Source organism: Ectothiorhodospira variabilis, assembly GCF_022227625.1.
GTDB classification, from domain to species: domain Bacteria; phylum Pseudomonadota; class Gammaproteobacteria; order Ectothiorhodospirales; family Ectothiorhodospiraceae; genus Ectothiorhodospira; species Ectothiorhodospira haloalkaliphila.
This window is the reverse complement of sequence record NZ_JAJNAO010000002.1, coordinates 71,907-97,760: the sequence shown is the minus strand read 5'-3', so window position 1 is coordinate 97,760 and position 25,854 is coordinate 71,907. Positions and strand designations below refer to the sequence as shown.

Annotated in this window: 25 protein-coding genes and 1 tRNA gene; 22 read left to right on the top strand and 4 right to left on the bottom strand. The window is 64.0% G+C overall.

Translation table 11 applies throughout. From position 1 onward, the window contains the following. Positions 1-11 precede the first annotated feature (11 nt). From LPW30_RS03035 to LPW30_RS02955, 17 genes are all read left to right on the top strand, one after another. Complete coding sequence (locus LPW30_RS03035; protein WP_239680054.1) at positions 12-758, top strand: YebC/PmpR family DNA-binding transcriptional regulator; 747 nt, start codon at positions 12-14, stop codon at positions 756-758. Further along, on the top strand, positions 755-1,264 hold the full coding sequence (ruvC, locus tag LPW30_RS03030; protein ID WP_420796511.1) for a crossover junction endodeoxyribonuclease RuvC: 510 nt from the start codon (positions 755-757) through the stop codon (positions 1,262-1,264). The genes LPW30_RS03035 and ruvC overlap by 4 nt, the downstream gene beginning before the upstream one ends. Next, positions 1,261-1,869, top strand: a complete 609-nt coding sequence (gene ruvA / locus LPW30_RS03025) for a Holliday junction branch migration protein RuvA (RefSeq protein ID WP_239680053.1) — start codon at positions 1,261-1,263, stop codon at positions 1,867-1,869. Before ruvC ends, ruvA begins: the two co-directional genes overlap by 4 nt. Before the next feature lie 57 nt (positions 1,870-1,926). Next, complete coding sequence (ruvB, locus tag LPW30_RS03020; RefSeq protein ID WP_238623656.1) at positions 1,927-3,006, top strand: Holliday junction branch migration DNA helicase RuvB; 1,080 nt, start codon at positions 1,927-1,929, stop codon at positions 3,004-3,006. A gap of 62 nt (positions 3,007-3,068) precedes the next feature. Then, on the top strand, positions 3,069-3,497 hold the full coding sequence (ybgC, locus tag LPW30_RS03015; RefSeq protein ID WP_239680052.1) for a tol-pal system-associated acyl-CoA thioesterase: 429 nt from the start codon (positions 3,069-3,071) through the stop codon (positions 3,495-3,497). Further along, positions 3,494-4,201, top strand: coding sequence for a protein TolQ (tolQ, locus tag LPW30_RS03010; RefSeq protein ID WP_239680051.1), 708 nt, complete (start codon positions 3,494-3,496; stop codon positions 4,199-4,201). Before ybgC ends, tolQ begins: the two co-directional genes overlap by 4 nt. Beyond that, positions 4,201-4,647 (top strand): protein TolR, encoded by a 447-nt coding sequence (tolR, locus tag LPW30_RS03005; RefSeq protein WP_025280665.1) that lies wholly within the window; start codon positions 4,201-4,203, stop codon positions 4,645-4,647. Before tolQ ends, tolR begins: the two co-directional genes overlap by 1 nt. Positions 4,648-4,651: 4 nt before the next feature. Next, the gene (gene tolA, locus LPW30_RS03000) at positions 4,652-5,617 is read left to right on the top strand and encodes a cell envelope integrity protein TolA (protein ID WP_239680050.1); all 966 of its coding nucleotides are present in this window, start codon (positions 4,652-4,654) and stop codon (positions 5,615-5,617) included. Between the two features lie 100 nt (positions 5,618-5,717). Further along, entirely contained in the window at positions 5,718-7,013 is a 1,296-nt protein-coding gene (gene tolB, locus LPW30_RS02995) for a Tol-Pal system beta propeller repeat protein TolB (RefSeq protein ID WP_239680049.1), read from the top strand. A 39-nt stretch (positions 7,014-7,052) separates the two neighbouring features. Next, entirely contained in the window at positions 7,053-7,634 is a 582-nt protein-coding gene (pal, locus tag LPW30_RS02990; RefSeq protein ID WP_026623548.1) for a peptidoglycan-associated lipoprotein Pal, read from the top strand. Continuing rightward, positions 7,631-8,386: a tol-pal system protein YbgF gene (gene ybgF, locus LPW30_RS02985; protein ID WP_239680048.1), complete on the top strand. Its 756-nt coding sequence runs from the start codon at positions 7,631-7,633 to the stop codon at positions 8,384-8,386. The genes pal and ybgF overlap by 4 nt, the downstream gene beginning before the upstream one ends. Before the next feature lie 97 nt (positions 8,387-8,483). Continuing rightward, entirely contained in the window at positions 8,484-9,161 is a 678-nt protein-coding gene (gene queE, locus LPW30_RS02980; RefSeq protein ID WP_239680047.1) for a 7-carboxy-7-deazaguanine synthase QueE, read from the top strand. 119 nt (positions 9,162-9,280) lie between these two features. Beyond that, entirely contained in the window at positions 9,281-9,958 is a 678-nt protein-coding gene (gene queC, locus LPW30_RS02975; RefSeq protein ID WP_239680224.1) for a 7-cyano-7-deazaguanine synthase QueC, read from the top strand. Positions 9,959-10,222: 264 nt separating this feature from the next. Continuing rightward, positions 10,223-11,491 (top strand): YeeE/YedE family protein, encoded by a 1,269-nt coding sequence (locus LPW30_RS02970; protein ID WP_025280671.1) that lies wholly within the window; start codon positions 10,223-10,225, stop codon positions 11,489-11,491. A gap of 138 nt (positions 11,492-11,629) precedes the next feature. After that, positions 11,630-11,705 (top strand) — tRNA-Lys (locus tag LPW30_RS02965). Between the two features lie 161 nt (positions 11,706-11,866). After that, a complete protein-coding gene (locus tag LPW30_RS02960) occupies positions 11,867-12,361 on the top strand; it encodes a BrxA family protein (protein ID WP_239680046.1) in 495 nt (164 codons plus the stop codon). Between the two features lie 10 nt (positions 12,362-12,371). Then, positions 12,372-13,148 (top strand): DUF3800 domain-containing protein, encoded by a 777-nt coding sequence (locus tag LPW30_RS02955; RefSeq protein ID WP_025282394.1) that lies wholly within the window; start codon positions 12,372-12,374, stop codon positions 13,146-13,148. A 99-nt stretch (positions 13,149-13,247) separates the two neighbouring features. On the opposite strand, the gene LPW30_RS02950 is transcribed toward LPW30_RS02955, so the two are convergent. The 3 genes from LPW30_RS02950 to LPW30_RS02940 form a co-directional block, all read right to left on the bottom strand. Beyond that, positions 13,248-13,490 (bottom strand): helix-turn-helix domain-containing protein, encoded by a 243-nt coding sequence (locus LPW30_RS02950; RefSeq protein WP_128571940.1) that lies wholly within the window; start codon positions 13,488-13,490, stop codon positions 13,248-13,250. A 141-nt stretch (positions 13,491-13,631) separates the two neighbouring features. Next, positions 13,632-13,916, bottom strand: coding sequence for an encapsulin-associated ferritin-like protein (locus tag LPW30_RS02945; RefSeq protein ID WP_238623648.1), 285 nt, complete (start codon positions 13,914-13,916; stop codon positions 13,632-13,634). 216 nt (positions 13,917-14,132) lie between these two features. Further along, positions 14,133-15,539, bottom strand: a complete 1,407-nt coding sequence (locus LPW30_RS02940) for an ATP-binding protein (protein ID WP_239680045.1) — start codon at positions 15,537-15,539, stop codon at positions 14,133-14,135. A gap of 257 nt (positions 15,540-15,796) precedes the next feature. Here LPW30_RS02940 and LPW30_RS02935 point away from each other — a divergent pair, with 257 nt between their 5' ends. Both LPW30_RS02935 and LPW30_RS02930 read left to right on the top strand, forming a co-directional pair. Next, positions 15,797-18,214 carry a TonB-dependent receptor domain-containing protein gene (locus LPW30_RS02935; RefSeq protein WP_239680044.1) on the top strand — a complete coding sequence of 806 codons (2,418 nt, stop codon included), beginning with the start codon at positions 15,797-15,799 and terminating at the stop codon, positions 18,212-18,214. Between the two features lie 45 nt (positions 18,215-18,259). Then, complete coding sequence (locus LPW30_RS02930; protein ID WP_239680043.1) at positions 18,260-18,925, top strand: DUF4198 domain-containing protein; 666 nt, start codon at positions 18,260-18,262, stop codon at positions 18,923-18,925. Between the two features lie 48 nt (positions 18,926-18,973). Here LPW30_RS02930 and LPW30_RS02925 read toward each other — a convergent pair whose 3' ends face one another. Next, complete coding sequence (locus tag LPW30_RS02925; RefSeq protein WP_239680042.1) at positions 18,974-19,675, bottom strand: response regulator; 702 nt, start codon at positions 19,673-19,675, stop codon at positions 18,974-18,976. Positions 19,676-20,050: 375 nt separating this feature from the next. Between LPW30_RS02925 and LPW30_RS02920 the strand changes: the two genes are divergently transcribed. From LPW30_RS02920 to LPW30_RS02910, 3 genes are read left to right on the top strand one after another with little or no spacing between them, the layout of a single operon-like run. After that, positions 20,051-22,537 (top strand): PepSY domain-containing protein, encoded by a 2,487-nt coding sequence (locus tag LPW30_RS02920; protein WP_239680041.1) that lies wholly within the window; start codon positions 20,051-20,053, stop codon positions 22,535-22,537. Between the two features lie 59 nt (positions 22,538-22,596). Further along, positions 22,597-23,922, top strand: a complete 1,326-nt coding sequence (locus tag LPW30_RS02915; protein WP_239680040.1) for an efflux RND transporter periplasmic adaptor subunit — start codon at positions 22,597-22,599, stop codon at positions 23,920-23,922. Beyond that, complete coding sequence (locus tag LPW30_RS02910) at positions 23,919-25,853, top strand: MacB family efflux pump subunit (protein WP_239680039.1); 1,935 nt, start codon at positions 23,919-23,921, stop codon at positions 25,851-25,853. The genes LPW30_RS02915 and LPW30_RS02910 overlap by 4 nt, the downstream gene beginning before the upstream one ends. Position 25,854: the final 1 nt, after the last annotated feature.

Sequence of the window (25,854 nt, the reverse complement as noted above, 5' to 3'; positions counted from 1 at the left end):
GAAGAGATCACATGGCCGGACACAGTAAATGGGCAAACATCCAGCACCGCAAGAATGCCCAGGACGCCAAGCGCGGCAAGCTGTTCACCAAGCTCATCAAGGAGATCACCGTGGCCTCCCGCATGGGGGGATCGGACCCCAATTCCAACCCCCGTCTGCGCCTGGCCGTGGACAAGGCGCTGGACGCCAACATGACCAAGGATACGGTGGAGCGGGCCATCAAGCGCGGCGCCGGCGAGCTGGAAGGTGTTACCTACGAGGAGATTCGCTACGAGGGTTATGGCCCCGGCGGCGCTGCTGTCATGGTGGACTGCATGACCGACAACCGTAACCGCACGGTGGCCGAAGTGCGACATGCCTTCAGCAAGTGCGGCGGCAACCTGGGCACTGACGGCTCCGTGGCCTACCTCTTCGACAAGAAGGGCGTGCTCAGCTATCCGGAGGGCCTGAATGAGGAACGCATCATGGAGGCCGCGCTGGAGGCAGGTGCCGAGGATGTGGTGGTCAATGACGACGGCTCAATGGAAGTGCTCACCTCTCCGGACGAATACGAAAGCGTGCGCGAGGCCATGACCGAAGCCGGCTTCAAACCCGAGCGCGGCGAGGTGACCATGCGCGCTGCCACGGCCAGCAGTCTGGATGCGGACAGCGCTCAACAGGTGCTCAAGCTCCTGGACATGCTGGACGACCTGGATGACGTGCAGAATATCTATACCAACGCCGACTTCCCGGACGAGGTGATGCAGGGCATGTCCTGATGCGCATCATCGGCATAGATCCTGGCTCCCTGGTGACCGGCTACGGGGTCCTGGACACCGATGGGCGGCGCAGCACCTACGTGGAAAGCGGCTGTATCCGCGTCAAGGGCGAGGCGTTGCCCGAGCGTCTGGGTTTCATCTTTCGGCAGGTGCAGGAGATCATCGCCTTGCACCGGCCCGATACCATGGCGGTGGAACAGGTCTTTGTGTCGCGCAATCCTTCCTCGGCCCTCAAGCTGGGGCAGGCCCGTGGCGCCGCCATCTGTGCCGGTGTGGAGGGCGGGCTCACGGTGGCCGAATACACGCCCCGGTCCATCAAGCAGGCGGTGGTGGGCACCGGCGCGGCGGCCAAGGAGCAGATGCAGCACATGGTCACGCTGATCCTGGAGTTGCAGTCCACACCCGCCACGGATGCCGCCGATGCCCTGGCCGTGGCCCTGTGCCACGCCCATACCCATGCCACCCTGTCCCGCCTGCCGGCGGGGTTTGCCAGGAGAGGTCGATGATCGGACGTTTGCGTGGCGTGCTGGTGCTCAAGCAACCGCCGCAACTCATGGTGGAGGTCAATGGTGTCGGCTACGAGCTGGAGGCGCCCCTGTCCACCTTTTACGAGCTGCCCCAGACCGGCGACGAGGTGATCCTGCACACCCATTTGCACGTGCGTGAGGATGCCCATGTCCTGTTTGCATTTGCCAGCCCCAATGAGCGGGCCCTGTTTCGCAGCCTGATCCGGGTGAGTGGCGTGGGGGCCAAGATGGCCCTGGCCATTCTCTCGGGCATGAGTGCCGAGGCCTTTCACCGTTGCGTGATGGATAACGACATCACCACGCTCACCCGTCTTCCCGGTATTGGCCGCAAGACCGCCGAGCGCCTGATCATCGAGATGCGGGACAAGGTGACGGCGCAGATCCAGGGGCAGGTCGCGCCGGGTGGTGGCAGCGTTGCCCCGTTGTCGGGGCCGGCGGATCCCGCCGGTGATGCGGTGGCGGCGCTGGTCTCCCTGGGCTACAAGCCCCAGGAGGCCAGCCGTCTGGTGAGCAAGGTGGAAAAGGAGTGCGACAGCAGCGAGGAGATGATTCGCCAGGCACTGAAGGCCACGCTGAAGAACTGACGCCGGCCGGCCCGGAGCCCAAATGTTATCCTCCACACTTTTGAACGGCACCCCCCCATGACGGACCGCATCGTCACCCCCGCAGCCACCCCCAACGACGACGAGTCACTGGAGCGGTCCATTCGCCCCCAGCGGCTCGCCGATTATGAAGGCCAGCCCGTGGCGCGGGAGCAGATGGAGATCTTCATCTCCGCCACCCGGGCCCGCCAGGAGGCCCTGGATCATGTGCTCATCTTCGGCCCGCCGGGGCTGGGCAAGACCACCCTGTCCCACATCATTGCCCAGGAACTGGGCGTGAACCTGCGACAGACCTCCGGCCCGGTGCTGGAGCGCCCGGGCGATCTGGCGGCCCTGCTCACCAACCTGGAGCCCCGGGATGTGCTGTTCGTGGACGAGATTCATCGCCTCTCACCGGTGGTGGAGGAGGTGCTCTATCCGGCCATGGAAGACTTCCAGCTGGACATCGTCATCGGCGAGGGACCGGCGGCCCGCTCCATCAAGATCGACCTGCCGCCGTTCACCCTGGTGGGCGCCACCACCCGCGCCGGTCTGCTCACCTCGCCGCTGCGGGATCGATTTGGCATCGTGCAGCGCCTGGAGTTCTATTCCACCGAGGATCTGGCGCGCATCGTCACCCGCGCCGCCGGCATCCTGGGTGCGCAACTGGACCCCTCCGGCGCCCTGGAAATCGCCCGCCGCGCCCGGGGCACGCCACGCATCGCCAACCGCCTGCTGCGCCGGGTGCGCGACTACGCCCAGATCAAGGCGGATGGGGTGATCACCGCCCCGGTGGCTGACCAGGCCCTCAAGATGCTCAACGTGGACGCCAACGGCTTCGATGCCCAGGACAGGCGTTTGCTGATGTCCGTGATCGAGAAGTTCGACGGCGGGCCCGTGGGTGTGGACAGCCTGTCCGCCGCCATCGGTGAGGAGCGGGGAACCATAGAGGATGTGCTCGAACCCTACCTGATCCAGCAGGGCTTCCTGATGCGCACCACCCGAGGTCGCATGGCCACCAGTCACGCCTATCGCCATTTTGGCCTGCGCGTGCCCGCTGCCCTGGAGGCGCGCAGCGCCCAGCCGGATCTATTCGATACCCCCGAGGCAGCCGCCGATGGCGAGCCGAGTGCTCCCTGAAACGCACCTTCCACTTCAAACTGTGAACTGTTCTCGTGTCCCGATCTTCCCAAAACAGCACAATGTTGCCGGCCTTTCAGTGGCCCGTGCGCGTCTATTACGAAGACACCGACGCCGGCGGCGTGGTGTTCTACGCCAACTACCTCAAGTACATGGAGCGCTCCCGCACCGAATGGTTGCGTCACCTGGGGTTTGAGCAGGAACGGCTCATGCGGGAGCAGGGCGTCATCTTCGCCGTGCGCAGCGCCCGGGTGGATTACCTGCGGCCGGCTGTGCTGGACGACGCCCTGACCATCACGGCCCGGGTGGCCGACCAGCGTCGGGCCAGTCTGCACATTCATCATGAGGTCTGGCGCGGCATGGAAAGCGAAGCCCCGGAACTGTTATGCCGCGGCGAGGTCAAGATTGCCTGTCTGGATGCCAGGCAGTTCACGCCCCGCCCGATCCCCGACACCATTGCTGCCATCATGAATGCCGGAGACCCGCAGTGAGCGTTGATCTGTCCCTTTACCGCCTGATCCTTGAGGCCAGCCTGATCGTCCAGGTGGTGATGCTCATCCTGGTGCTGGCCTCGGTGTTCTCCTGGATGGTCATCGCCCTCAAGTGGCGGGTGCTGCGGGAGGCGCGGCGGGCCGCGGATGAGTTCGAGGAGCGCTTCTGGTCGGGCGCGGATCTGTCGCGGCTGTACGAAGGACTGAGGCGCAAGGACGATGTTGCCGGGCTGGAGCATGTCTTCGCCGTGGGCTTCAAGGAGTTTCTGCGGGGGCGGCGCCTGGCCCGGGATGCCAGCAGCGGTGCCCTGGTAGCCGCCAGCACGCAGCGCTCCATGCGGGTGGCCGTCTCCCGTGAGGTGGACAGCCTGGAGACCTATCTCACCTTCCTGGCCACGGTGGGGTCCACCAGTCCCTACATCGGACTGTTCGGCACCGTCTGGGGCATCATGCATGCCTTCATCGGCCTCTCCGGTGTGCAGCAGGCCACCCTGGCCATGGTGGCCCCGGGGATCGCCGAGGCCCTGATCGCCACGGCCCTGGGCCTGTTCGCCGCCATCCCGGCGGTGATCGCCTACAACAGCTACTCCGCCGAGATCGATCGGCTCATGGCCCGTTACGAGAACTTCTCCGAGGAACTCTCGGCCCTGTTGCAGCGCCAGCTGGGGAGCGCCGTGCAGGAGCAGGGGGAGGCGCCCGCCTGATGGCTGAAGGTGTCTCGCTGCGGCGTCGCCGCCGCTCCATGTCCCAGATCAACGTCGTGCCCTTCATCGACGTGATGCTGGTGCTGCTCATCATCTTCATGGTCACCGCGCCGTTGTTGCAGCAGGGGGTGGAGGTGGACCTGCCGCAGGCGGACGCGGAGGCCCTGGACACCACGCCCGACCAGGGTGAGCCCATTGTGGTGACTGTCTCGCGGGACGGCCGGATCACCTTGAACCAGGGCCCGCGCGTGGGTGAGGGGCTGGAGCGGGATGAGTTGCGTGGCATCGTCAGCGACCTGCTCAGCCGGCAGCCGGGCACGGATGTGTTCGTGCGCGGTGACCGATTCGTGGATTACGGTCGGGTGGTGGACGCCATGATCAGTGTCCAGGCGGCAGGGGCCGGGCGCGTGGGTCTGATCACCGACCCGCCTGAACAGGACGGCTGATTCCATGTGGTCCTTGCTGACGCAGCATGGCCGCCTGTTCGTGCTGGTGCTGTCCATTCACCTTCTGCTGTTCCTCGTCCTGGGGGTGAACCTGCACTTCAAGCCCAGCGCCGAACCTGCGGCCCGGGGCGAGCAGGCGCCGGTGGAAGTGGTGGAGGCGGTGGCCATGGACGCTGAGGCCTTCGATCGTGCGCAACAGGCCCGGGAGCAGGCCCGGGAGCAGGCCCAGGAGGAGGCGCGGCGCCAGGCGAGGGAGCGGGCCGAGGCCGAGCGTCGCCGTGAGGAAGAGGCCCTGCGTCGGGAAGAACAGCGTCGTGCCGAGGCGGAACGTCAGCGCCAGGAGGAACAGCGTCGTGCCCAGGCGGAACAGGAACGACGTGAGGCCGAGCGCCGTGCCCAGGCCGAGCAGGAGCGGGCCGAGGCCGAACGGCGGGCCCGGGAACAGCGGGAGCGTGAGCAGGCCGAGCGCCGTGCCCAGGAGCAGCGTGAACGCGAAGAGGCGGAACGCCGGGCCGAGGAAGAGCGTCAGAGGGAGGAGGCAAGACGGCAGGCGGAGGCGGAACGCCGCGAGCAGGAGCGTCAGGCGGAGGAACAACGCACCCGGGAGCGAATGGAAGCGGAACAGCGGCGTCTTGAGCAGGCCCAGGCCCAGGCCGAGGCAGAACGTCAGCGCGCCGCCCGGCAGCGGGAACTGGACAGGCAACAGAATGAATACGCAGCCGCCATCCGCTCAGCCGTGGAGCGCCGTTGGCGTCGCCCGGATGGGCATCGGTCCGGGCAGAGCGCTGTGGTGTTTGTCCGTCAGTCGCCCGGCGGTTTCATCCAGCAGGTGAGGGTGGAACAATGCACGGGAGATGCTGTGTTCTGCGATTCGGTAGAGCGAGCCGTGCGCCTGGCTGAGCCTCTGCCGTCACCACCGGACCCGGATCTGTTTGCCCGGGAGATCCGGTTTACCTTTGAACCGAGTTGACCCTGGCCATGGGTATGTTGATGCCCCCAGCGCCGCTGAGAGCCCAGGCTCTGGCACCCTCATCCCCGGCGCTCTACCTGAACATGATCGAGCCAAATAGATGAAATCACTGACCCGACTGCTGCTGCTCCTCCTGGTGATCGCACCCCTGATCGCCCAGGCTGCCCTGGAGATCCGTATCACCCAGGGGGTGGAGGGGGCCATGCCCGTGGCCATCGTCCCCTTCGACTGGGACGGCGAGGCCTCAGAGGCCCCGGAAGACATCGCCGGCATCATCGCCGCCAACCTCAACCGCACCGGCCGCTTCAGTCCCGCCGATCCGGATGACATGCCTCAGCGCCCCCATGGCGCTGACGAGGTGAGCTACGCCACCTGGCGCGACCAGGGCAGTGAATATCTGGTTGTCGGGCGCCTGCAGCAGACTGGCCGGGACCGCTACTCCGTGCGCTTCCAGCTCCTGGACGTGGCCTCCGAACGTCAGCTCACCGGTTACAGCATCCCCGTGGAGCGTGACAACCTGCGCCGCGCCGCGCATATGGTCAGCGACATCATCTATGAGCGCCTCACCGGCGATCGCGGCGCCTTTGACACGCAGGTGGCCTACGTGAGTCTCACCCGTCGGGACGGGGATCTGCGCTTCGCCCTGCAGGTGGCCGATGCCGATGGTCATAACCCCAAGACCGTCTTCAGTTCCAGTCAGCCCATCATGTCTCCCGCCTGGTCGCCGGATGGCCGTCGCCTCGCCTACGTGTCATTCGAGAACCGGCGCTCAGAGATCTACATCCAGGATCTGGATGGCGGTAACCGCACCCGGGTGGCCAGCCATGAGGGCATCAACGGCGCCCCGGCCTGGTCGCCGGACGGGCGTCGCCTGGCCCTGACCCTGTCCAGGGGGGGGCAGCCGGACATTTATGTGCTGGACCTGTCCGATCAGTCCCTGAACCGGGTCACCCAGCACCGCGCCATCGATACCGAGCCGGCCTGGATGCCTGATGGCCGCTCCATCGTCTTCACCTCCGATCGGGCCGGTCAGCCTCAGCTCTACGAGGTGCCCGCTCGGGGAGGTCAGGCCCAGCGCCTCACCTTCGAGGGACGCTACAATGGGGGCGTGACCATCTCGCCTGACGGTCGTCGCCTGGCCATGGTGCACGGCTCTGGCGGCCGTTTCCGCATTGGCCTGCTGGATCGGGATTCGAGACTGTTTCGCACCCTCACTGACAGCGGCATGGATGAGTCCCCCAGTTTTGCCCCCAATGGCAGCATGATCATCTACGCCACCTCGGAAGGCGGCCGCGGGGTGCTGGCGGCGGTCAGTGAAGATGGCCGCGTGCATCAGCGCCTGGTGCTGGAAGACGGCGAGGTGCGCGAGCCGGCCTGGTCTCCTTTTCTTGATTGAACCCCTGTTTTCCTGAATCCCTTACCGAGGTAACACCCCATGCTGAATATCCCCGCCTGGCCTCAGGCCCTGAAGATCTTGGTGATGCTGGTCGCCGTGGCCGCCCTTGGCGCCTGTGCCACTGCAGACCGCCATCCTGCGGGAACCCCCGCCGATCAGTGGCCGGGTGCGACCGATCCGGATGCCCGCGCCCCTGGTACCCTGGACCCGGATGTTCGGACGCGTCCCCTGGGTCGAGATGGCCGTCCCCTGGCAGAGGCCCTGGACGATCCGGATAGCCCCCTGTCCACCCGCGTGATCTATTTCGAGTTCGACCGTGACACGGTGCGTTCCGAGTTCGTGGACGTGATCGCCGCCCATGGCGATTATCTGTCCCGTGATCGCGATGCCCGGGTTCGCCTGGAGGGGCATACCGACGAGCGCGGCACCCGCGAATACAACCTGGGCCTGGGCGAGCGTCGGGCTCAGTCGGTGCGCCGCATGTTGATGCTTCAGGGGGCCCGTGGTGAGCAGATTCAGGTGATCAGCTATGGCGAGGAAATGCCGGCCGAGCTGGGCAGCAACGAGGAAGCCTGGGAGCGGAACCGCCGCGTGGAGATCGTCTACGAGGGTGAGCAATGATGTGGGGGCGTATCATTCCCCTGGTGGTGTCCGGGGTGTTGCTGACCGGCGCCGTGGTCGGTCCCGTGCAGGCTCAGGACCGGCTGGCGCAACTGGAAGAACGCCTGGAGCGCCTGGAACGCATCCTTGAAAACCAGGCCCTGATGGAAATGCTCAACCGCATGGAGGGCATGGATCAGGATCTGCGGGATTTGCGGGGTGAGTCGGACGCGTTGCGGCATGAACTGGAAACGGTGAAGACGCGGCAACGGGATCTTTACCTGGATGTGGATCAGCGACTGGAGCGACTGGAGCGGGCGGGTCCGGGTCGGCAGGCCGGTGAGCCCCCGTCGGAGCAACCGGCCCTGGTGGATCCCCAGGCGGCCGGCGATGATCGTCAGGCCTACCAGGATGCCTTCAACCTGCTGCGGGAGGGTCGCCATCGTCGCTCCATCGAAGCCTTTCAGGGGTTCCTGGAAAACCACCCCGACAGCCTCCTGGCTGCCAATGCGCAATACTGGCTGGCCGAAGCCTTCTACGTGACCCGGGACTTTGAGCAGGCCCTCAAGGAGTTTTCTCGGGTGCTGGATGAGCACCCCGGCAGCAACAAGGAGGCCGATGCCCGGCTCAAGAAGGGTTTCACCCATTACGAACTGGGGCAATGGGATGCCGCCCGGGAACAACTCACCCAGGTGAGGGACGAACACCCTGGCACCACCGTGGCACGCCTGGCAGAACAGCGTCTGGCCCGCCTGGCCGAGCGCTCCGACTAACTCCCATATGCCAAGGGGGTGAGTCACTCCCGATGATGAAAGATATGCTCCAGGCCCCTCTCCCCTGCGGGGAGAGGGGTTAGGGCCAAGGTCATTGATGAATACACCCACCCTCGAATACGCACCCCCGGCACCCATCAGCCTGAGGATCACCGAGATCTTCCTGTCCCTGCAGGGGGAGTCCCGCAGCGTGGGCTGGCCTACCGCGTTCATCCGGCTCACCGGCTGTCCGCTGCGCTGTGGTTATTGCGACACCGCCTACGCCTTCACCGGCGGACGGGTCATGCCCCTTGAGGACATCCTTGCCAGGGTACAGGACTACGGCGTGCATCATGTTTGTGTGACCGGCGGCGAGCCCCTGGCCCAGCCCGACTGTCTCCCCCTGCTCGCTGCCCTCTGTGATGCCGGTCATGAAGTCTCCCTGGAGACCAGTGGCGCCCTGGATATTTCCGCCGTGGACCCGCGGGCCATCAAGGTCATGGACCTGAAGACTCCGGGTTCCGGCGAGGTTGCCCGCAACCTGTGGGAGAACCTGGCGCATCTATCCAGCCATGACCAGGTCAAGTTCGTGATCCGTGATCGGGCCGATTACGATTGGGCGCGGGAGGTGCTGACCCGGTATGGTCTGGCGGACCGGGTGGAGGTGCTGTTCTCCGTCGCCTTCGGTGACCTGGCACCGGGCACCCTGGCAGACTGGATCGTGGAAGATCATCTGCCCGTGCGTTTCCAGTTGCAGCTCCACAAGGTCCTCTGGAACGATGCCCGGGGCAGATGACCGCAAGCGCCCCTCTCGGGGGAGCTTGTTCCACGGGCCAGGGGCATTTGAGCCTCTTCCTCACTGGCGGTAGAGAGAGGAGGGCAATCGCCGGCAGGGTGCAAATGAAGATTGAGGAAATCACCATGAAAAACGCTGTCGTCCTCCTCTCCGGGGGCATGGACTCTGCCACGGTCCTGGCCCTGGCCCGCGCCGAGGGTTTCGACTGTCATTGCCTGAGCTTTCGCTATGGGCAGCGCCACCACGCCGAACTGGTGGCGGCCGCTGAATTGGCGCAATCCCTGGGCGCCGCCGACCATCGGGTGGTGGACCTCAACCTGGGCCTGTTCGGTGGCTCAGCCCTCACCGATCAAGCCATCCAGGTACCCGATGCCCCCTCCAACGGTATCCCCGTCACTTACGTGCCCGCCCGCAACACCGTCTTCCTGTCCATCGCCCTGGCCTGGGCCGAAGTGCTCGACGCCCGGGACATCTTCATCGGCGTGAACGCCGTGGACTATTCCGGCTATCCCGACTGCCGCCCGGAATTCATCCAGGCCTTCGAGACCATGGCCAACCTGGCTACCAAAGCTGGGGTGGGTGGTGATCACTGCCATATCCGTACACCCCTGATTGACCTCTCCAAGGCCGAGATCATTCGCCGGGGCGTTGAGGCCGGGGTGGACTTCGCCCGCACCGTGTCCTGCTACAGCGCCGATGACCAAGGCCGCGCCTGCGGCCTGTGCGACGCCTGCCGCCTGCGCGCCTGGGGCTTTGCAGACGCCGGTCTGCCCGACACCACCCGCTATCGCCTCTGAGCCCTGAGTCTCAGGCGTCCAGAAAGCCCCCGTGGGAGCGGCCCTCGGCCGCGAATGGCGGTGTCTCCGGTGCCACCAGCTTCGCAGGCAGGCCGGTCCTGCAGCAGCCCCCCAAGTCCCATTGATCTGCCCATTCAAAACACTGAATGGGTGTGATCGGGCTCGCTGTTGCAGAATGTCAAGCTATGATAAGAAAAGTCCGGGCTTTCAGGCCCAAGGACATGGGCGCACAGACGCCCCCCGCTACCCGGAGGAGGAGATAACATGGTATTCGAGAGCTTTACCGCGGCGGCGGCCGTGGTGCTGACATCCATTTTCGTGCTGGCCTTCATCTTCGGCGCGGTGGCCAACAAGACCAACTTCTGCACCATGGGGGCCGTCTCCGACTGGGTCAACATGGGCGACCTGGGCCGTATGCGGGCCTGGTTGCTGGCCATTGCCGTGGCCATGCTGGGTGTGATCCTGTTCGAGATTTTCGGCATGGTGAACGCCGACGGGGCCTTCCCGCCCTACCGATCCCCCCAGTTCCGCTGGATCGAGCACCTGCTGGGCGGCCTGTTGTTCGGTATCGGCATGAGCCTGGCCAGTGGCTGCGGCAACAAGATCCTGGTGCGGGTGGGCGGCGGCAACATCAAGTCCATCATGGTGTTGCTCATTATTGCCGTGATCGCCTACTTCATGATCAATCCCTTCCCGGGCACCTCGCACACCCTTTACTCCACGCTGTTCTACCCCTGGATGAACCCCCTCGCCATCAACCTGGGCAACCAGCAGGATCTGGGCTCCCTGGTGGCAGGCACGGAGCATGGCGCCATCGCGCGCCTGATCATCGGTCTCATCCTGGCTGCCGGGGTCCTGTTCTTCATCTTCAAGAACGCAGATTTCCGTCGCAGTTTCGACAATATCCTTGGCGGTGTGGTGATTGGCCTGATGGTGGTGGGGGCCTGGTACGTGACCAGTCAGGCCATGATCGACGATGGTTTCGGTGGTCAGAACACCCTGAACGAATACGTGCAGGACTGGGATTTCCTGGCCGACGACCCGGATGCCCGACCCGCCGAGGCAGCCCCCTGGTCGGCGCAGTCGTTCACCTTCATCAACCCCATGGGGCAGAGTCTCCGTTATGTGGGCAGCGGGTTTGACTCGGCGGTGCTCTACATCGGTGTGATGGCCCTGGTCGGTGTCATCCTGGGCTCCCTGTTCTGGGCGCTGGTCACCAAGGCGTTTCGCATCGAGTGGTTTGCCTCGGTAAGGGATTTCGTCAATCACTTCGTCGGCGCCATCCTCATGGCCTTCGGTGGGGTGCTGGCCATGGGGTGCACCATCGGTCAGGGCATCACCGGCATCTCCACCCTGGCCCTGGGTGGTTTTCTCACCTTCGCCAGCATCGTCTTCGGGGCGGCGCTGACCATGAAGATCCAGTACTACAAGATGCTCTACGAGGATGAAGCCAGCTTCGGCAAGGCCTTCCTCACCAGCCTGGTGGACATGCGGCTGCTTCCGGGCAAGCTGAGGAAGCTGGAAGCCATGTGACCTCGAGGGTCATGGGGGGCGGGCACGGCTGCCCGCCCCCCATCAAAGCCCTTGCAATCCCCGAGAACTTCAGTAGAATACGTGCCCTTTCCGGCCCCCCGCCGGAGCGCATGATCCCCCCAGGAACGTCAGTTCAATGGGTCGTTAGCTCAGCTGGTAGAGCAGTGGACTTTTAATCCATTGGTCGTAGGTTCGAATCCTACACGACCCACCATTCAAATCAGGCACTTACGCCGCTCCCTCTCTCACCATCAATCCCGCCTCATGGCGCTGGGCCACACTGGGCCACCTAAGCGGGACAACTCGGACGGCTGATGCCGATCGCTCGGCCCTGGGACCGGGAATGAAAAAACCCACCTCAGGGGCGGGTCTCTGATGGTCTTCGAGAGTCGTGTCCTGGCGGATCTGATGCTATCCGGGGCTGACCAGACGGCGTGGAAGGCCGCGATCCATGACGGGAATCGTCTGCAGAAGGCGCGTCCCGCCACGGCGACGCGCGTGGGCAGCGCGGTTTGTCAGCGCCTTGAGCGGCTGGAACCGCCATTTTGGCAAGCGCTGCGGGATGGCGATGACCAGCTGGCGACCCAAGTGGCGTTCTGTGCCGCACTTGTATGCAGTGCACTCCTGGTTGAGTTCATCGAGACCGTGGTGGCCGATGTTTTCGTCACGCGAGCGGAGATCCTGGAAGTCTACCACTGGGACGATTTTCTTGATGAGCGCGTGTGCCGTGATGCATCGATGGCCGACTGGACGAGCGCCTCCAAACGCAGGAGGTGGATGCCTTCCTCGACGCACTCAAGCGCGAACTGGAAGAGGCGATCCAGTCCAACAAGCGTATTCGCCTGCGCTGATGTGAAGGGAAGACAGTAGGAAATCAGCTATGGACAATTTTAGCGACTACATCGTCTACGTGGACGAAAGCGGCGATCATGGCTTGCAGTCACTTGATCCTCATTACCCGGTTTTTGTATTGGCCTTCTGTATCTTTCACAAGTGCTATTACAGCGAGACTGTCGTTTCTGAGCTGCAGAAGTTCAAGTTCCGCCACTTTGGCCATGATCTGGTTATTCTTCACGAGCATGAAATTCGCAAGGAGAATGGCGACTTCACGTTTTTCAGGAATCGCGAGCACAAACAGGCATTTCTCGATGAATTGACGGGCATCATCAATACCAGTCAATTCATCCTGGTCAGCTGTGTGATCGAGAAGGCTCGGTTGACACCACAGCAAGCCGAGTCAGAAAACCCCTATCACCTCGCGCTGGGGTTTTGCCTGGAGAGCCTCTATGAGTTTCTTGCCGAGGAGAGGCAAGAGGACAGGGTGACGCATGTTGTGGTCGAGCGGCGTGGTCGCAGGGAAGATGACGAGCTGGAGCTTGAGTTTCGCCGCCTGTGTGATGGCCATAACCGCCTGAACAAGGCCTTCAACTTCGACATCCGCTTTGCCGACAAGAAGGCAAATTCGGCTGGGCTACAGCTGGCAGACCTGGTGGCTCGCCCCATCGGGCTGCACATCCTGAGGCCTGAGCAGAACAACCGTGCCTTCGAAACACTCAAGCAGAAATTCTACTGCCAGGGCGGCAGGCAGAATGCCGGGGTGGGCTACGAGCAGTGGGGATTAAAACGCTTCCCCCAGAAAAGCGAAGAGCCTCGATGACACTCACCGAAGCTCAGACGCCGACCGGGCACTCCCAGTCCATTTGCCACCATTATAGTCCGGGCTGGCCGGGACGAGCAAGCACGACTACGGCAGCGCTCAGCGAGAGCCGTACCATGATCGTGATCCATCGCTTGCCGTCATCACTGTTCCGCGACGAAGCCTGTCCCATGTCCTGGGACACAGGACAACCGAGAACTGGCGCACGGACCAGGAGGCATGTTCCTCCGTCAGGGCGATCAGGGCCTCGGTGACGACCGCTGACAGGCGCCGGGGCTGGCCACGATCCTGGCGTGGCTTGGGCAGCAGGGCGTCAAAGCCACCCTGGCGGTACTTCCTCATCCGGTGATCGGCGATTGGGGGTGGGAAACACCACCACCACCATTTCCTCAGGCCCCGCCCTCAAACACCTTTCTCAAGCCCATGCGTCAACCATGGCAGGCCGCCTGGGAAAGCCGCGGGTCGCCCATTGAGGCGGTCGCCTCAGTGATCCAGCTTCTTGTCGGTGAACAGCCAGTCGCGTAGTTCCTTGTCGAAGACCGGGTCGCGCCGACGAATCCATTCCAGAACCATGGCGGCGTGCTCTTTCTCCTCGTCGGCGTTGTGCTGGAGGATGGACCGGAGTTCGGCATCCTTGCAGGCGTCGACGCGCTGGTTGTACCAATCCACCGCTTCCAGTTCTTCCATCAGCGAGACGATGGCCCGGTGCATGTCGCGGGTCTCGTCGCTGAGTTCGTCAATGGGCTCGTGATAGCCTTCGTTCGCCATGCCTGTGCTCCAATCTGTGTTGTGGCCTCAGGCCTCAATACTACAGGCATTCGTGCCCGATTTGACCCGGTGCGGTGTTCCCCTTGGATGCTGCTACCTACCCCTTTCTTCTTTACTGCCCCCCTCCTGCAGTCGGCATACCCGGACGGCACATGGCGCTATCGCCTGTTGCCTGGGCACGGTGTGGTGGACTGGTGGTGAGAACCCGCTTTCCGGTCACGGCTTGGTCAGCGGCAGGCAGACGCTGATCCGCAGGCCACCCAGGGGGGAGGGTGCGGCGGTGATCCGCCCCCGGTGACCTTCCACGATACGCCGGCACAGGGCCAGACCCAGGCCCGCGCCACCGTGGCGCCGGCTGCGGGACGGCTCCACCCGGAACAGGTGTTCGAACAGCAGGGGCAGGGCGTCCGCGGGCACGCCGGGGGCGGTGTCATCCAGGGTGATGATGAGTTGCCGATCCTGTTGCCGGGTCTCCACATGCAGTCTGCCGCCCGGGTCCGTGTAACGCAGGGTGTTTTCCAGCAGGTTGTTCAGCAACTGCTTCAGGCGGGTCGGGTCGGCCTGGACGAAGGCCGGGGCCGGCAGCAGTGCCTGGGTGATGGTCAGTCGTTGCTGGGTGAAACGGGTCTGGTGCTGGGCCACGATCTCCCGCAGCAGGGCGGTCATGTCCACGGTTTCCCGGTGACAGTCCAGGGAGCCCACATCGCACAGGGCCAGCTGATAGAGATCATCCACCAGTTTTCCCAGCAGGGCCGCCTCCGCCTGCAGTGACTGGAGGGCCTGCATGTCCAGCGTGCGGATGCCGTCTTCCAGCGCCTCCATTTCTCCCCGCAGTACCGACAGGGGGGTACGTAGTTCATGGGAGATGTCGGCGATCCAGCGGCGCCTGGCCGCTTCATTCTGCTCCAGGGTGGCGGCCAGCTGGTTGAAGTCGTCGGCCAGGGCCTGGAATTCATCCCGGGTGCGCAGCTGTACCCGGGCCGAGTAGTCGCCCGTGGTCAGTGCGCGGGTGCCGCCCGTCAGGGCCTGCAGCGGACCCAGCAGGCGGTTGGCCAGCAGGTAGGAGGCGATGGCGGCCACCAGCAGGGCGATCAGGCCGATGAGACCCAGGATCCGTTCCTGCTGGCGCTCGAACTGCTGGGCCAGCCCGTCGGTGATGTGGGTGGACGGCATCACATACAGGATGCCCACGGTGGTGCCGTGCACCTGCACCGGGTAACGCTTGCCCTCGTCCGGGAACGGCAGGGGCGGTCCGATCAGCCTGTGGCCCGTCTCGTCCAGCAGTGCAAGACGTCCCGGCCGCCGGATCAGATCCTGGAGCACTGCGTCTTCGGACGGATAAGCGGGCGGCGCGCCGTTGGCCATGCGCTGCATGCGCCCCCATAGGCGCGGATTCTGCTGTAAAGACTCCCAATTACCGTGTGTCTGGTAATAGGCCGCCAGGGTGCGGCTGAAGTTCTGCGCCCGCTCCTGCTCCACTTGGTCCAGATAGCCTGTAAGCCCGTGCTGAAAGCTCAGGCGCATGGCACCCATGATGGCCAGGGTCAGGACGGCGAAGGTGATCAACATGGCCAGAAACAACTTGGTGCGCAGCCCAGGAGCAGGGGGGTGAAACGAGCGCATGGGCTCATGATTCCTTTGGAAATGTGAAGAGATTGTGAAACTTCACCATGATCATCGATCCGGATGTAGATGAAGCTTGCGGACAGCAATCAAGGGTGATTATCATTTGCAAAATTGTTTTTATTTATTAAGCCTATTTCTTTTGCTTATTCGTAGCCAGCCAGTCTGAATCCAGCACGACCGGGCAATGCCGGGGGAGACTGGATCGACAAGCCCGCCAACACCGATCCATTCTCATCAAGAAAGGAGTTTGAGTCATGGCGCAAGCCTGTCGATCTCGCCCCTGTCCTGTCTGTCCACTGAAACTTCGCGCTGCCGTTTGCATGGCCATGGGGCTGCTCGGCTCGTCCGTGGCCCACGCCTCCGAAACGGTGCGTCTGGACGAGATTACCGTCACCAGCGCAGCCGGTTTCGAGCAAAAGATTACTGATGCTCCAGCCAGCATCTCCGTGATCACTCGCGAGGAACTGGCCTCCAGGCCTTATATCACCCTGCTGGATGCCGTTCGTGATATCGAGGGTGTGGATGTGGGGGAAACCACCGACAAAACCGGTCAGGGCACCATCAGCATGCGTGGCATGGGGGCAGACTACACCCTGATCCTGATTGATGGTCGGCGGCAGAACAACATCGGCGATCTGTATCCAAATAATTTCGGTGGCAACCAGTTCAATCACATCCCGCCGCTGGAGATGATCGAGCGCATCGAGGTGATCCGCGGCCCCATGTCCACCCTCTACGGGGCGGATGCCATCGGCGGTGTGATCAACATCATCACCCGCAAGACCCCGGATCGCTGGACCGGTTCCATCACCCACGGCCAGACCATCGAGGAGAACTCGGATTTCGGCAATGACCGGACCACTGACTTCGTCGTGATGGGCCCATTGGTGCCGGGCAAGCTGGGGCTGAGTGTGCGGGGCAACTATTACGAGCGGGATGCCTCCAACCCCAGCTATGCACCGGTCCGCGATCCGTCGGGCGTGGTTCACGAGCGCACCCTGGGCTTTGGCGGCGGTGGCCGCACCGTGGATAACACCATCTACAGTGCCGGTGCGCGGTTGACCTTCACCCCCAGCGAACGGCACGAATTCACGCTGGACGTGGATGCCTCCCGCCAGAAGTACGACAACGATGACAGTCAGCTGGGCACCCTGGACGATTACGGCACCATATGGCGCGCATCCAATGCGGGCGTGGTCCAGCCGCGGGTGGGCTACACGGATGATCAGCGGTTTACCCGGGATCAGTGGTCCATCGGTCATGTAGGTTACTGGGATATGGGAGTCAGTGATATTGTCCTTTCCCACGTGAATACCCAGAACAAGGGACGTTCCCTGCCCTTTACCGTGGAAGAGCGCGCAGAGATGCAGGGGCTCTGGGATGCCGCCTGCGTGGCCGCTGGTTCCACCGCAGGGTGCTCGCCGGCCCAGATGGGCACCAACAACAATCATGACGAAGCCCAGAAGCTGGCGCTGCTGGAAACCCTGCTGACCCCCGATCAGCTGGCTCAATTCCAGAGCTTTCTGCCCCGGGATACCCGGGTGATGGAAACCCGTCAGACCACCCTGGATGCCAAGCTGGAGGTGCCACTGGAACGTCACTACTTGGTTGTGGGCGGTCAGTACATTGATGCCGAGATGGAGGATGGCGTGTTCGGCATGTACGGCGACGGTTTCCGTTCCGGCACGGTGCAACCCCATCGTCAGTGGGCGGTCTTCGTGGAAGACAACTGGGACATCACCGAGCGCCTGACCTTGACAGGAGGGGTGCGTTACGACGATCACAATCGTTTCGGTGGACAGACCAGCCCCCGTCTCTACGCGGTCTATACCGTCAACCCTGACTGGACCGTAAAGGGCGGTGTCAGCACCGGTTACAAGACGCCCAAGGCCAGCGACCTGTTTCCGGGGATCACCGGCTTTACGTCTCAGGGGGTGAACCCGACCGTGGGCAGTCCGGACCTGCAGCCGGAGACCAGCCTCAACAGTGAGCTGGCGGTGTATTTCAGCAGCCCGATGGGCCACAGCTTCAATGCCACCCTATTCGCCAACCGCTTCAAGGACAAGATCGCCCGAGGTGACAGCATCCCCAACTGCGAAATCGCGGCACCGGGCGAGCGCTGCGCTGATATCGGCGAAGGCTGGGCGGAGCTGGGGTACACCACCTTCAGCCAGCGCTACAACATTGATCGGGCGGATATTCAGGGCATCGAGCTGGCCGGACGTTACCGGATCACACCGGCGGTCTCCCTGCGCGGCAACTACACCTATACAGATTCCGAGCAGAAGAGCGGACCGCAGGAGGGCAGACCTCTGACCGGTACCGCCAAGCATATGCTCAACGCCACCCTCGACTGGCAGGTGAACCAGAACTTCAACACCTTCCTGACCCTGGAGGCCCGGTCCGACCGCTATCGCGGCTGGGATACCGACAACGATCGCGCCCTGTACTGGAAGGATTACGAGATTCTGCACCTGGGGGCCGGTTATCGACTGGGCAAGCATGTGACCCTCAATGGCCGCATCAACAACCTGCTGGACCAGGATTTCACCTCCTATCAGGTCCGATTCGTGGAGCAGCCTGACGGCACCTACACCCCCAGTTACACCGATGACTACAACATCAAGGCCAAGTCCCGGAATTACTGGATCAGCATGAACGTGGCCTTCTGAGCCGGGTTCGCCCCATCGATTAATCACTGACTGGAGATGAATGTCATGCGCTTTATGATCGTTGTCGTGTTACTGGGCCTGACGTTGCTGGCCCCGGCTCACGCCCACTACATCTGGGTGGAGCGGGAGGCGGACGGTGCCGCAAAGGTTCGTTTCGGTGAATGGCATCGGGGGATTGTTGAAAAAACCGGCGGTCGCCTGGACAACATCCAGGCTGCCATCGTGCTGCCCGATAGCCTGAAGGTGAGTGCCGAGCGTCGTCCGGATCATATCCGGCTTGCCACCACCCACCAGGGCGATCTGGCGGTGGTGGAGCCCATGGCACCTCGTGCCATGCGTCAGGCCACTTCGGTGACGCGCACCACCTTCATGGCCAGGGCCGGGCGTAGCGAGGTGAAATCCCTTCTGGAACTGGATCTGGTCCCCGATGCGCCCGGCAGCAACCGCTTCACCCTGTTGTTCCGTGGCGAGCCGCTGGCCCGTACCCGCCTCACCGTCTACGGACCGCCCCGCTGGGAGAAGTCTCTGGCCACTGATCAGGATGGCCGTGTCGAAGTGGAAACTCCCTGGGCAGGCCAGTATCTGGTGGAAGTGAATCATGTGGTGGAAGAGGGGGGTGAAGTGGCCGACGTCAGTTTCGATGCCTCTCGCTATAACCTGGTGCTGAGCTTCTCGGTGGATGAGGGTGCCCGCTGGTCCGAGGCGGACTGACGCCGTCCTGATTGCGGTCGGTTGATGTCCTCATGGACGGCGGTGACATCAACCGGCTTGCGGCGGTTTAAAGCGGTAGCCGACACCATAGACCGCCTGGATCCGCTGGTGTCCCGGCGCTGCAGCCTGCAGTTTCCTGCGCAGGTTCTTGATGTGGCTATCCACCGTGCGTGCCGTTACCACCCTATGGTCATCGTAGAGACCGTCGAGCAGGCTTTCCCGGCTCAGGGCGGTGTTCGGCTGATCATGAAACTGTTGCAGCAGACGAAATTCCACGGGGGTGAGGGTGAGTTCCCGGCCGTTGAACACGGCCCGGTGACGCGTGGGTTCAAGATGCAGTCCCAAGGCATCCTGGGTGTGCATCGACGCTGTTATCGGCTCTTGTCCCGCCCGGCGCAGCAGGGCCTGAACCCGGGCCATGACCTCCCGGGGGCTGAAAGGCTTGCAGACATAGTCATCCGCGCCCAGTTCAAAGCCCCTGAGCCGATCGGCTTCCTCGATCCGGGCGGTGAGCATGATGATGGGTACGGCGGAGATGCGCCGGATCTCCCGGCACAGGCGCATCCCGTCCATGTCGGGCAGCATGATGTCCAGCAGGATCAGGCTGGGGGGATCGGCGCGGACCTTGTCCATGACTGGCAGTCCGCTGTCCAGCAGGCTGACCGTGTAGTGCTCCTGATGCAGGTAATCCGAGAGCAGGGCGGCAATCTTGAGTTCGTCTTCCACCACCAGGACATGGGCGCGGGTCATGGGGTGAATGTCAGGCTGGGGGATTGGGATAGCAGACATGCCGTCGAAGGGAAGTCCATGAGGATTGTGGAGATTGTGTGAAGATGCGCCGCCCGTGTCGGTGGAAGGGGCGCGGACGCTGATAATATTAATCAATATTGATTTGCATTCGCACTCTTTTTTGTTTTTGTGTTTTTTGATGCCTTCGCTGCCGACTCGATGTGAACGACGCCCCTGGCGGAATCGCGCCGTGGGAGAAGGCGGCCCCCGGCGGCGAAGGACCTTGCCTGAGGACACCCGACGGCGATCTCCGTCGGCAGGCTGGTTCCCAGGGGCCTCATGTATTCGGCCGTGTTTTCTTCGCTTTTCCTTTTCCATGCACAGGCGCATTCTTCCATGCTACGCAAACTCTGGTTCCAGCTTCACTGGTTCATGGGCATCACTGTCGGTGTCGTGCTGATCATCCTCGGCGTGACCGGGGGAATGCTGACCTTCGAGCGCGAGATCATCCGCGCCATCAACAGCGATGTCCTGCGGGTGGAGCCCCTGGACACACAACGCCTGTCTCCGGAAGCCCTTTTGCGACAGGCCCAAGAGGTCCTGCCGGAACGGCAGATCAATTCCCTGAGCCTGTCCTCCGATCCCCGGGATGCGGCCACCGTGAACGTGGCCGGTGACGGGCCTCGGGCCCGCCGCGGGGTCAATCACTACTTCAATCCCTACACCGGTGAACTGATCGGCGCCGAACTCAAGGGGCAGGCCTTCTTCCGCACCCTGCAGCGCCTGCATCGCTGGCTGCTGATGGGGGATGTGGGCAAGCAGATCACCGGGGCGGCCACCATCATGCTGATCATCCTGGTGCTGTCGGGCATCTACCTGCGCTGGCCCCGGTCCTGGAAGGCCCTGGCCGGCTGGTTCACCTTCAGTTTTCGCCGCTCGGGGCGCGGGTTCGTCTCCAGCATGCATGGGGTGGTGGGTACCTGGGTGTTGCCTCTGTACCTGCTGGCGGCCCTGACGGGTCTGTACTGGTCCTATGACTGGTACCGGGCGGGTCTGCATGAAATCAGCGGTGTCCCCATGCCGGTGCGTCAGGCTCCCCCACAGCGCACACAGGAAGGTGAAGCCGCCGTGCGGCCCGATCATGCCCGAAGCGGCGAAGAGGCTCCCCTTGGTCGCATGGGCCGTGAGGCGTCTTCGCCCCGGGAGCCGGCGGCTGACCGTTTTGCACAGGTGAACGCCATCTGGCAGGCCTTCGAGCAGGCGGCACCTTTGGGCTATTCCACCGCCACCCTGCGTCTGCCCCAGCCGGGGGGAGACTATCAGTTCATGTATTTCGACCCCCGGCCGGCCCATGAGCGGGCCTGGAACCGCCTGACCCTGGCGGCCGGCACCGGCGACGTGCAAAACCATGTCCGCTATGCGGACCGTCCCCTGAATGAAAAGCTCATGTCCAGCATGCTGCCGCTGCACAGTGGCTCGTTCTTCGGCATGCCCGGCCGCATCGCCATGATGGTGGCCAGTCTGATCATGCCCCTGTTCGCCATCACGGGGCTGGTGCTGTATATCGATCGCCGCCGCAAGGCCCAGGTGGCCCGGTCGGCCCTGCTTCAGGCAGGGCTGAAGCCCTCGGGCGACAGCGGGATCGGGGAGGGCGAGCGCATCCATGTGGTCTTCGCCAGCCAGACCGGCAACGCCGAGACCCAGGCCTGGAAGACGGCTGGTGCGTTCCAGGCCGCCGGCCTTGCCGTGGCAGTCCACCCACTGGGCACGCTGACCCCGAATGACCTCAAGGACATGGGGCGCGTGTTGTTCATCGCCTCCACTTACGGGGATGGTGAGTCCCCCGATCCGGCCCGTCCCTTTGCCCGCCTGATGGACCGGCAGCATCCGGATTTGAGCACAATGGAATATGCCCTGCTGGCTCTGGGTGACCGGGGTTACTGCCACTTCTGCGCTTTCGGCCGCGCCCTGGATGAATGGCTGCGATCCTGCGGCGCCACCGCCGTGGCCCCCCGGGTGGAGGTGGACAGTACCGAGCCCGCCGCCCTGGGCCAGTGGCAGGTATTGCTCCGTTCCCTGGGGGCCGCGGAAATGGACATGAACGGGGAGATGTCGCCACCGACCTCCTGGACCCTGACGGAGCGGCGGGAACTCAATCCCGGTTCCGTGGGCGGTTCCACTTTCCACCTGTCCTTCAGGCCGGACCCGGGGGCGGATACACACTGGCAGGCCGGTGATCTGGTGGAGGTGCATGTCCCCGCCGCCGTCACCGGGGGGCATGAAGTCACTCGCCTGTATTCCATCGCCTCCGTGCCCGCCGAAGGCTGTCTGAACCTGCTGGTGCGGCAGGTCCACGGTGAGGACGGCCGGCTGGGCTTGGGCTCGGGCTATCTCACGGCCACGCTGGAGCCGGGGCAGTCGGTGTCCCTGCGCCTTCGTCCCAATCGCAATTTCCGTCTCGACCAAGAGACCCGTCCCTTGATCCTGATCGGCAACGGGACCGGCCTGGCCGCTCTGCGTGCCCACCTGGTGGCGCGGATCACCGCCGGGCAGCAAACCAACTGGCTGGTCTTCGGGGAGCGCCAGCGGGCGCATGATTTCTACTATGAGGACGAGATCCGAAGCTGGCAGGCCCAGGGTGGACTACCCATGCTATCCCTGGCCTTTTCCCGAGACGGGGAACAGCGGGAGTATGTCCAGCATCAGTTGCGGGCCCGTGCCGAGGAAGTGATCCGTTGGGTGGACGAAGGAGCGGTGGTGCTGGTCTGCGGCAGTGCCCTGACCATGGCGCCGGCGGTGGATGAGGCCCTCCGGGAGATTCTGGGCGAAGAAAGGTTCGAAACCCTGTCAACGGATGCCCGCTATCGGCGTGATGTGTACTGAAGGGGGGATGCTTCCCCCCAGTCGATGACCCAGTCGCCATCCGGAGCCTGAACCGCCCCATGAATCCGCCCATCCGTTCCCAACGGCGTCGGCCGCGCCGCCGTGCCTTCATCCTGCTGATGGTCCTGCTCCTGCTGGCCGGAGGGGCCTATGGTGCCTGGAGCTGGCTCGGCAGCGGCAAGGACGAGGAAGCCACCCGGCTGACCGCCAAGGTCAGTCGGGGTGACATCGAGAATCTGGTGACCGCCACCGGCACCCTGCAGCCCCGGACTTATGTGGATGTGGGGGCGCAGATCTCCGGTCAGGTGATGGCCATCCATGTGGAGGTGGGCAGCCAGGTGGAGGAGGGGCAGTTGCTGGCGGAGATCGATGCCACGGTCTATCTGGCCCGGGTGGATGCCAGCCGCGCCCAGCTCCGCTACCAGCGTGCCCAGCTGCAGGACCGGGAGGCTCAGCTGGCCCTGGCCCGAATCACCCACACTCGGCAACGCAACCTGTATGCGGAGGACGCCACCACCCTGGAGTCCCTGCAGACCGCCGAGGCCGGCCTGAAGTCGGCCCAGGCCCAGATCGAGATGCTCAAGGCCCAGATCGAGCAGACCGAATCCAGTCTGCGGGCCGACGAGGCCAATCTGGAGTACAGCCGGATCCTGGCCCCCATGGTCGGTACGGTGGTGTCCGTCACTGCCCGTCAGGGGCAGACCCTCAATGCCAACCAGCAGGCCCCCATCATTCTGCAAATTGCGGAACTCTCCACCATGACCGTGCAGACCCAGGTCTCGGAAGCGGATATCTCCCGCCTGCAGCCCGGCATGGCGGTCTATTTCACCACCCTGGGCGGGGGGGAACGTCGTTGGTACGGCAGTCTGGAACGTATCGAGCCCACGCCGACGGTCACCAACAACGTGGTGCTCTACAACGCCCTCTTCAATGTGCCCAATCCGCGCCACTTCCTCATGACCCAGATGACGGCGCAGGTCTTCTTCATCGAATCGGCGGCGCGGGACACCCTGCTGGTGCCCATGTCGGCGCTGACCCTGACCGGTCCGGCCGCGGGTCGCACGGGCCGTCCAGAAGGACGCGAGGGTCCCCCCGGGATGCGAGAGGCCCGTTCCGGGTCCGCGAACGAAGAACCCCCCGTCGTCCGGGCGCGTCGCGGTCTGGTCAAGGTGCTCAAGGACGATGGACGCACCGAGGAACGGGTGGTCGAGATCGGGGTCAGCAACCGGGTGCAGGCCCAAGTGCTGTCCGGTCTGGAGGAGGGCGAGACGGTGGTGCTGGCCGGTCGCGCGCCCACGGCCCCGTCCACGACGCCCCGCCAGGCCGGCGGTGACCGCATTCCGGGGCTGGGTCCCACCGGCATGGGGCCGGGGTTGCGCCGATGACGACCGCCGGAGCGCACCCACTCATCAGGCTCTCCGGCGTCACCCGTTGCTTCGTCAACGGGGATCTGGACGTGCCGGTACTCCACGGCATCGACCTGGAGATCCAGGCCGGCGAATTCGTGGCCATTGTCGGCGCCTCCGGTTCCGGCAAGTCCACCCTCATGAACATCATCGGTTGCTTGGATCGGCCTTCCCGGGGGAATTACCACTTCATGGGAGAGGACGTCTCCGGGCTGGACCCGGATGATCTGGCGGCCCTGCGCCGGGAGGCCTTCGGCTTCGTGTTCCAGAGCTACAACCTGATCCAGGGGCTGTCCGCCCGGGAGAACGTGGAGGTGCCCGCCCTGTATGCGGGTCTGGCTCCGGCGCAACGCCATGAGCGTGCCCAATCCCTGCTCACCCGGCTGGGGCTGGGTGAGCGTCTGGAACACCGTCCCGCCCAGTTGTCCGGCGGTCAGCAGCAACGGGTGTCCATCGCCCGGGCGCTGATGAACGGGGGCCGCATCATCCTTGCCGACGAACCCACCGGGGCCCTGGACAGCCGCAGCGGCAAGGAAGTGATGGAACTGCTCAAGGATCTGTCGGCCCAGGGCCATACCATCATCCTCATCACCCATGAGGCGGAAGTGGCCGCCTATGCGGACCGGGTGATCGAGGTGCGTGATGGCCGGGTGCTGTCCGATACCGGCACATCCCGGGTGGCAGAAGCCTTGCCGGAACCTTTGACCCATGGGCATTCCTCCCTCCCGGGGGAGGTGTTCGAGGCCACCCGTACCGCCTTCAGGGCTCTGAGTGCCAATCTGTTCCGTTCCATCCTCACCCTGCTGGGCATCGTCATCGGCGTGGCTTCGGTGATTTCCATGCTGGCCATCGGCGATGGGGCAAGGCAGGTGGTTGTGGACCGCATCAGCGCCATGGGCACCAACCTGCTGCTGGTGCGCCCCTGGGCGCCGAACATGCGCGGCTTCGGCATCACCACCCTGGTCCATGAGGACGTGGTGGCCATCAACGAGCTGGACAACATCATTGCCGCCGTGCCGGAACTGACGGGCAACGTGACCTTGCGATACGCCGGCAGGGATCAGTCCACTTCGGTGAATGCCACCTCCGCAAGCTTTGTCGCGGCCCGCAACTGGCCGGTGGCTCACGGGGTCTTTTTCGACGAGACGGATGATCGGAGCTATGCCACCGTGGCGGTGCTGGGCGATACCGTGGCCCGGGCGCTGTTTCCCGGAGAGGACCCCCTGGGCCGATTCGTGATGGTCAACAACATCCTGTTTCAGGTGATCGGCGTGATGTCGCCACGGGGCGCCTCGCCCACGGGTCAGGATCAGGATGATGTGGTGTTCATGCCCTTTCATACCGGCAGCCTGCGGGTATTCGGCCAGCGCAACCTGCGAAACGTCACCGTGGCGGTGGAGGATGTCTCCCGCATCGACGAGACCCAGGCGGCGGTGCATGCCCTGCTGCTGCAGCGCCATGGGGTGGAAGACTTCCAGATCCGCAACATGGCCTCCCTGCTGGACAGCGCCAGCGAAACCCAGAACACCCTCACCATCCTGCTGGCTTCCATTGCCGCCATCTCCCTGCTGGTGGGAGGGATCGGGGTGATGAACATCATGCTGGTGAGCGTCACCGAGCGGACCCGGGAGATCGGCATCCGCATGGCCACGGGGGCGCGCATGCGCAACATCCAGCAGCAGTTCCTGATCGAGGCGGTAACGGTGTCCGCCCTGGGCGGGGCCATCGGGGTGGTGATCGGGCTGGGGGTGGCGGCCCTGATCGGGCATCTGGGCACGCCCATCCAGTACAGCCTGACGCCGGTGGCGCTGGCCTTCGGTTGTGCCTTTGCCACCGGTCTGGTGTTCGGTTACCTGCCCGCCCGCAAGGCCGCCCGGCTGGACCCGGTGGTGGCCCTGGCCTCGGAGTGAA

Bases quoted from the DNA above. Each gene is read 5' to 3' on its own strand.
- LPW30_RS02945 (WP_238623648.1), bottom strand. From the start codon at position 13,916: ATGGCGAACGAAGGCTATCACGAGCCCATTGACGAACTCAGCGACGAG.
- LPW30_RS02915 (WP_239680040.1), top strand. From the start codon at position 22,597: ATGAATCCGCCCATCCGTTCCCAACGGCGTCGGCCGCGCCGCCGTGCC.
- tolB (WP_239680049.1), top strand. From the start codon at position 5,718: ATGAAATCACTGACCCGACTGCTGCTGCTCCTCCTGGTGATCGCACCC.
- queE (WP_239680047.1), top strand. From the start codon at position 8,484: ATGAATACACCCACCCTCGAATACGCACCCCCGGCACCCATCAGCCTG.
- LPW30_RS02940 (WP_239680045.1), bottom strand. From the start codon at position 15,539: ATGCGCTCGTTTCACCCCCCTGCTCCTGGGCTGCGCACCAAGTTGTTT.
- LPW30_RS02955 (WP_025282394.1), top strand. From the start codon at position 12,372: ATGGACAATTTTAGCGACTACATCGTCTACGTGGACGAAAGCGGCGAT.
- ruvB (WP_238623656.1), top strand. From the start codon at position 1,927: ATGACGGACCGCATCGTCACCCCCGCAGCCACCCCCAACGACGACGAG.
- LPW30_RS02950 (WP_128571940.1), bottom strand. From the start codon at position 13,490: ATGAGGAAGTACCGCCAGGGTGGCTTTGACGCCCTGCTGCCCAAGCCA.
- LPW30_RS02970 (WP_025280671.1), top strand. From the start codon at position 10,223: ATGGTATTCGAGAGCTTTACCGCGGCGGCGGCCGTGGTGCTGACATCC.
- pal (WP_026623548.1), top strand. From the start codon at position 7,053: ATGCTGAATATCCCCGCCTGGCCTCAGGCCCTGAAGATCTTGGTGATG.
- LPW30_RS02910 (WP_239680039.1), top strand. From the start codon at position 23,919: ATGACGACCGCCGGAGCGCACCCACTCATCAGGCTCTCCGGCGTCACC.
- ybgF (WP_239680048.1), top strand. From the start codon at position 7,631: ATGATGTGGGGGCGTATCATTCCCCTGGTGGTGTCCGGGGTGTTGCTG.
- tolA (WP_239680050.1), top strand. From the start codon at position 4,652: ATGTGGTCCTTGCTGACGCAGCATGGCCGCCTGTTCGTGCTGGTGCTG.
- LPW30_RS02960 (WP_239680046.1), top strand. From the start codon at position 11,867: ATGGTCTTCGAGAGTCGTGTCCTGGCGGATCTGATGCTATCCGGGGCT.
- LPW30_RS02935 (WP_239680044.1), top strand. From the start codon at position 15,797: ATGGCGCAAGCCTGTCGATCTCGCCCCTGTCCTGTCTGTCCACTGAAA.
- ruvA (WP_239680053.1), top strand. From the start codon at position 1,261: ATGATCGGACGTTTGCGTGGCGTGCTGGTGCTCAAGCAACCGCCGCAA.
- LPW30_RS03035 (WP_239680054.1), top strand. From the start codon at position 12: ATGGCCGGACACAGTAAATGGGCAAACATCCAGCACCGCAAGAATGCC.
- ybgC (WP_239680052.1), top strand. From the start codon at position 3,069: ATGTTGCCGGCCTTTCAGTGGCCCGTGCGCGTCTATTACGAAGACACC.
- LPW30_RS02925 (WP_239680042.1), bottom strand. From the start codon at position 19,675: ATGACCCGCGCCCATGTCCTGGTGGTGGAAGACGAACTCAAGATTGCC.
- tolR (WP_025280665.1), top strand. From the start codon at position 4,201: ATGGCTGAAGGTGTCTCGCTGCGGCGTCGCCGCCGCTCCATGTCCCAG.
- LPW30_RS02920 (WP_239680041.1), top strand. From the start codon at position 20,051: ATGCTACGCAAACTCTGGTTCCAGCTTCACTGGTTCATGGGCATCACT.
- LPW30_RS02930 (WP_239680043.1), top strand. From the start codon at position 18,260: ATGCGCTTTATGATCGTTGTCGTGTTACTGGGCCTGACGTTGCTGGCC.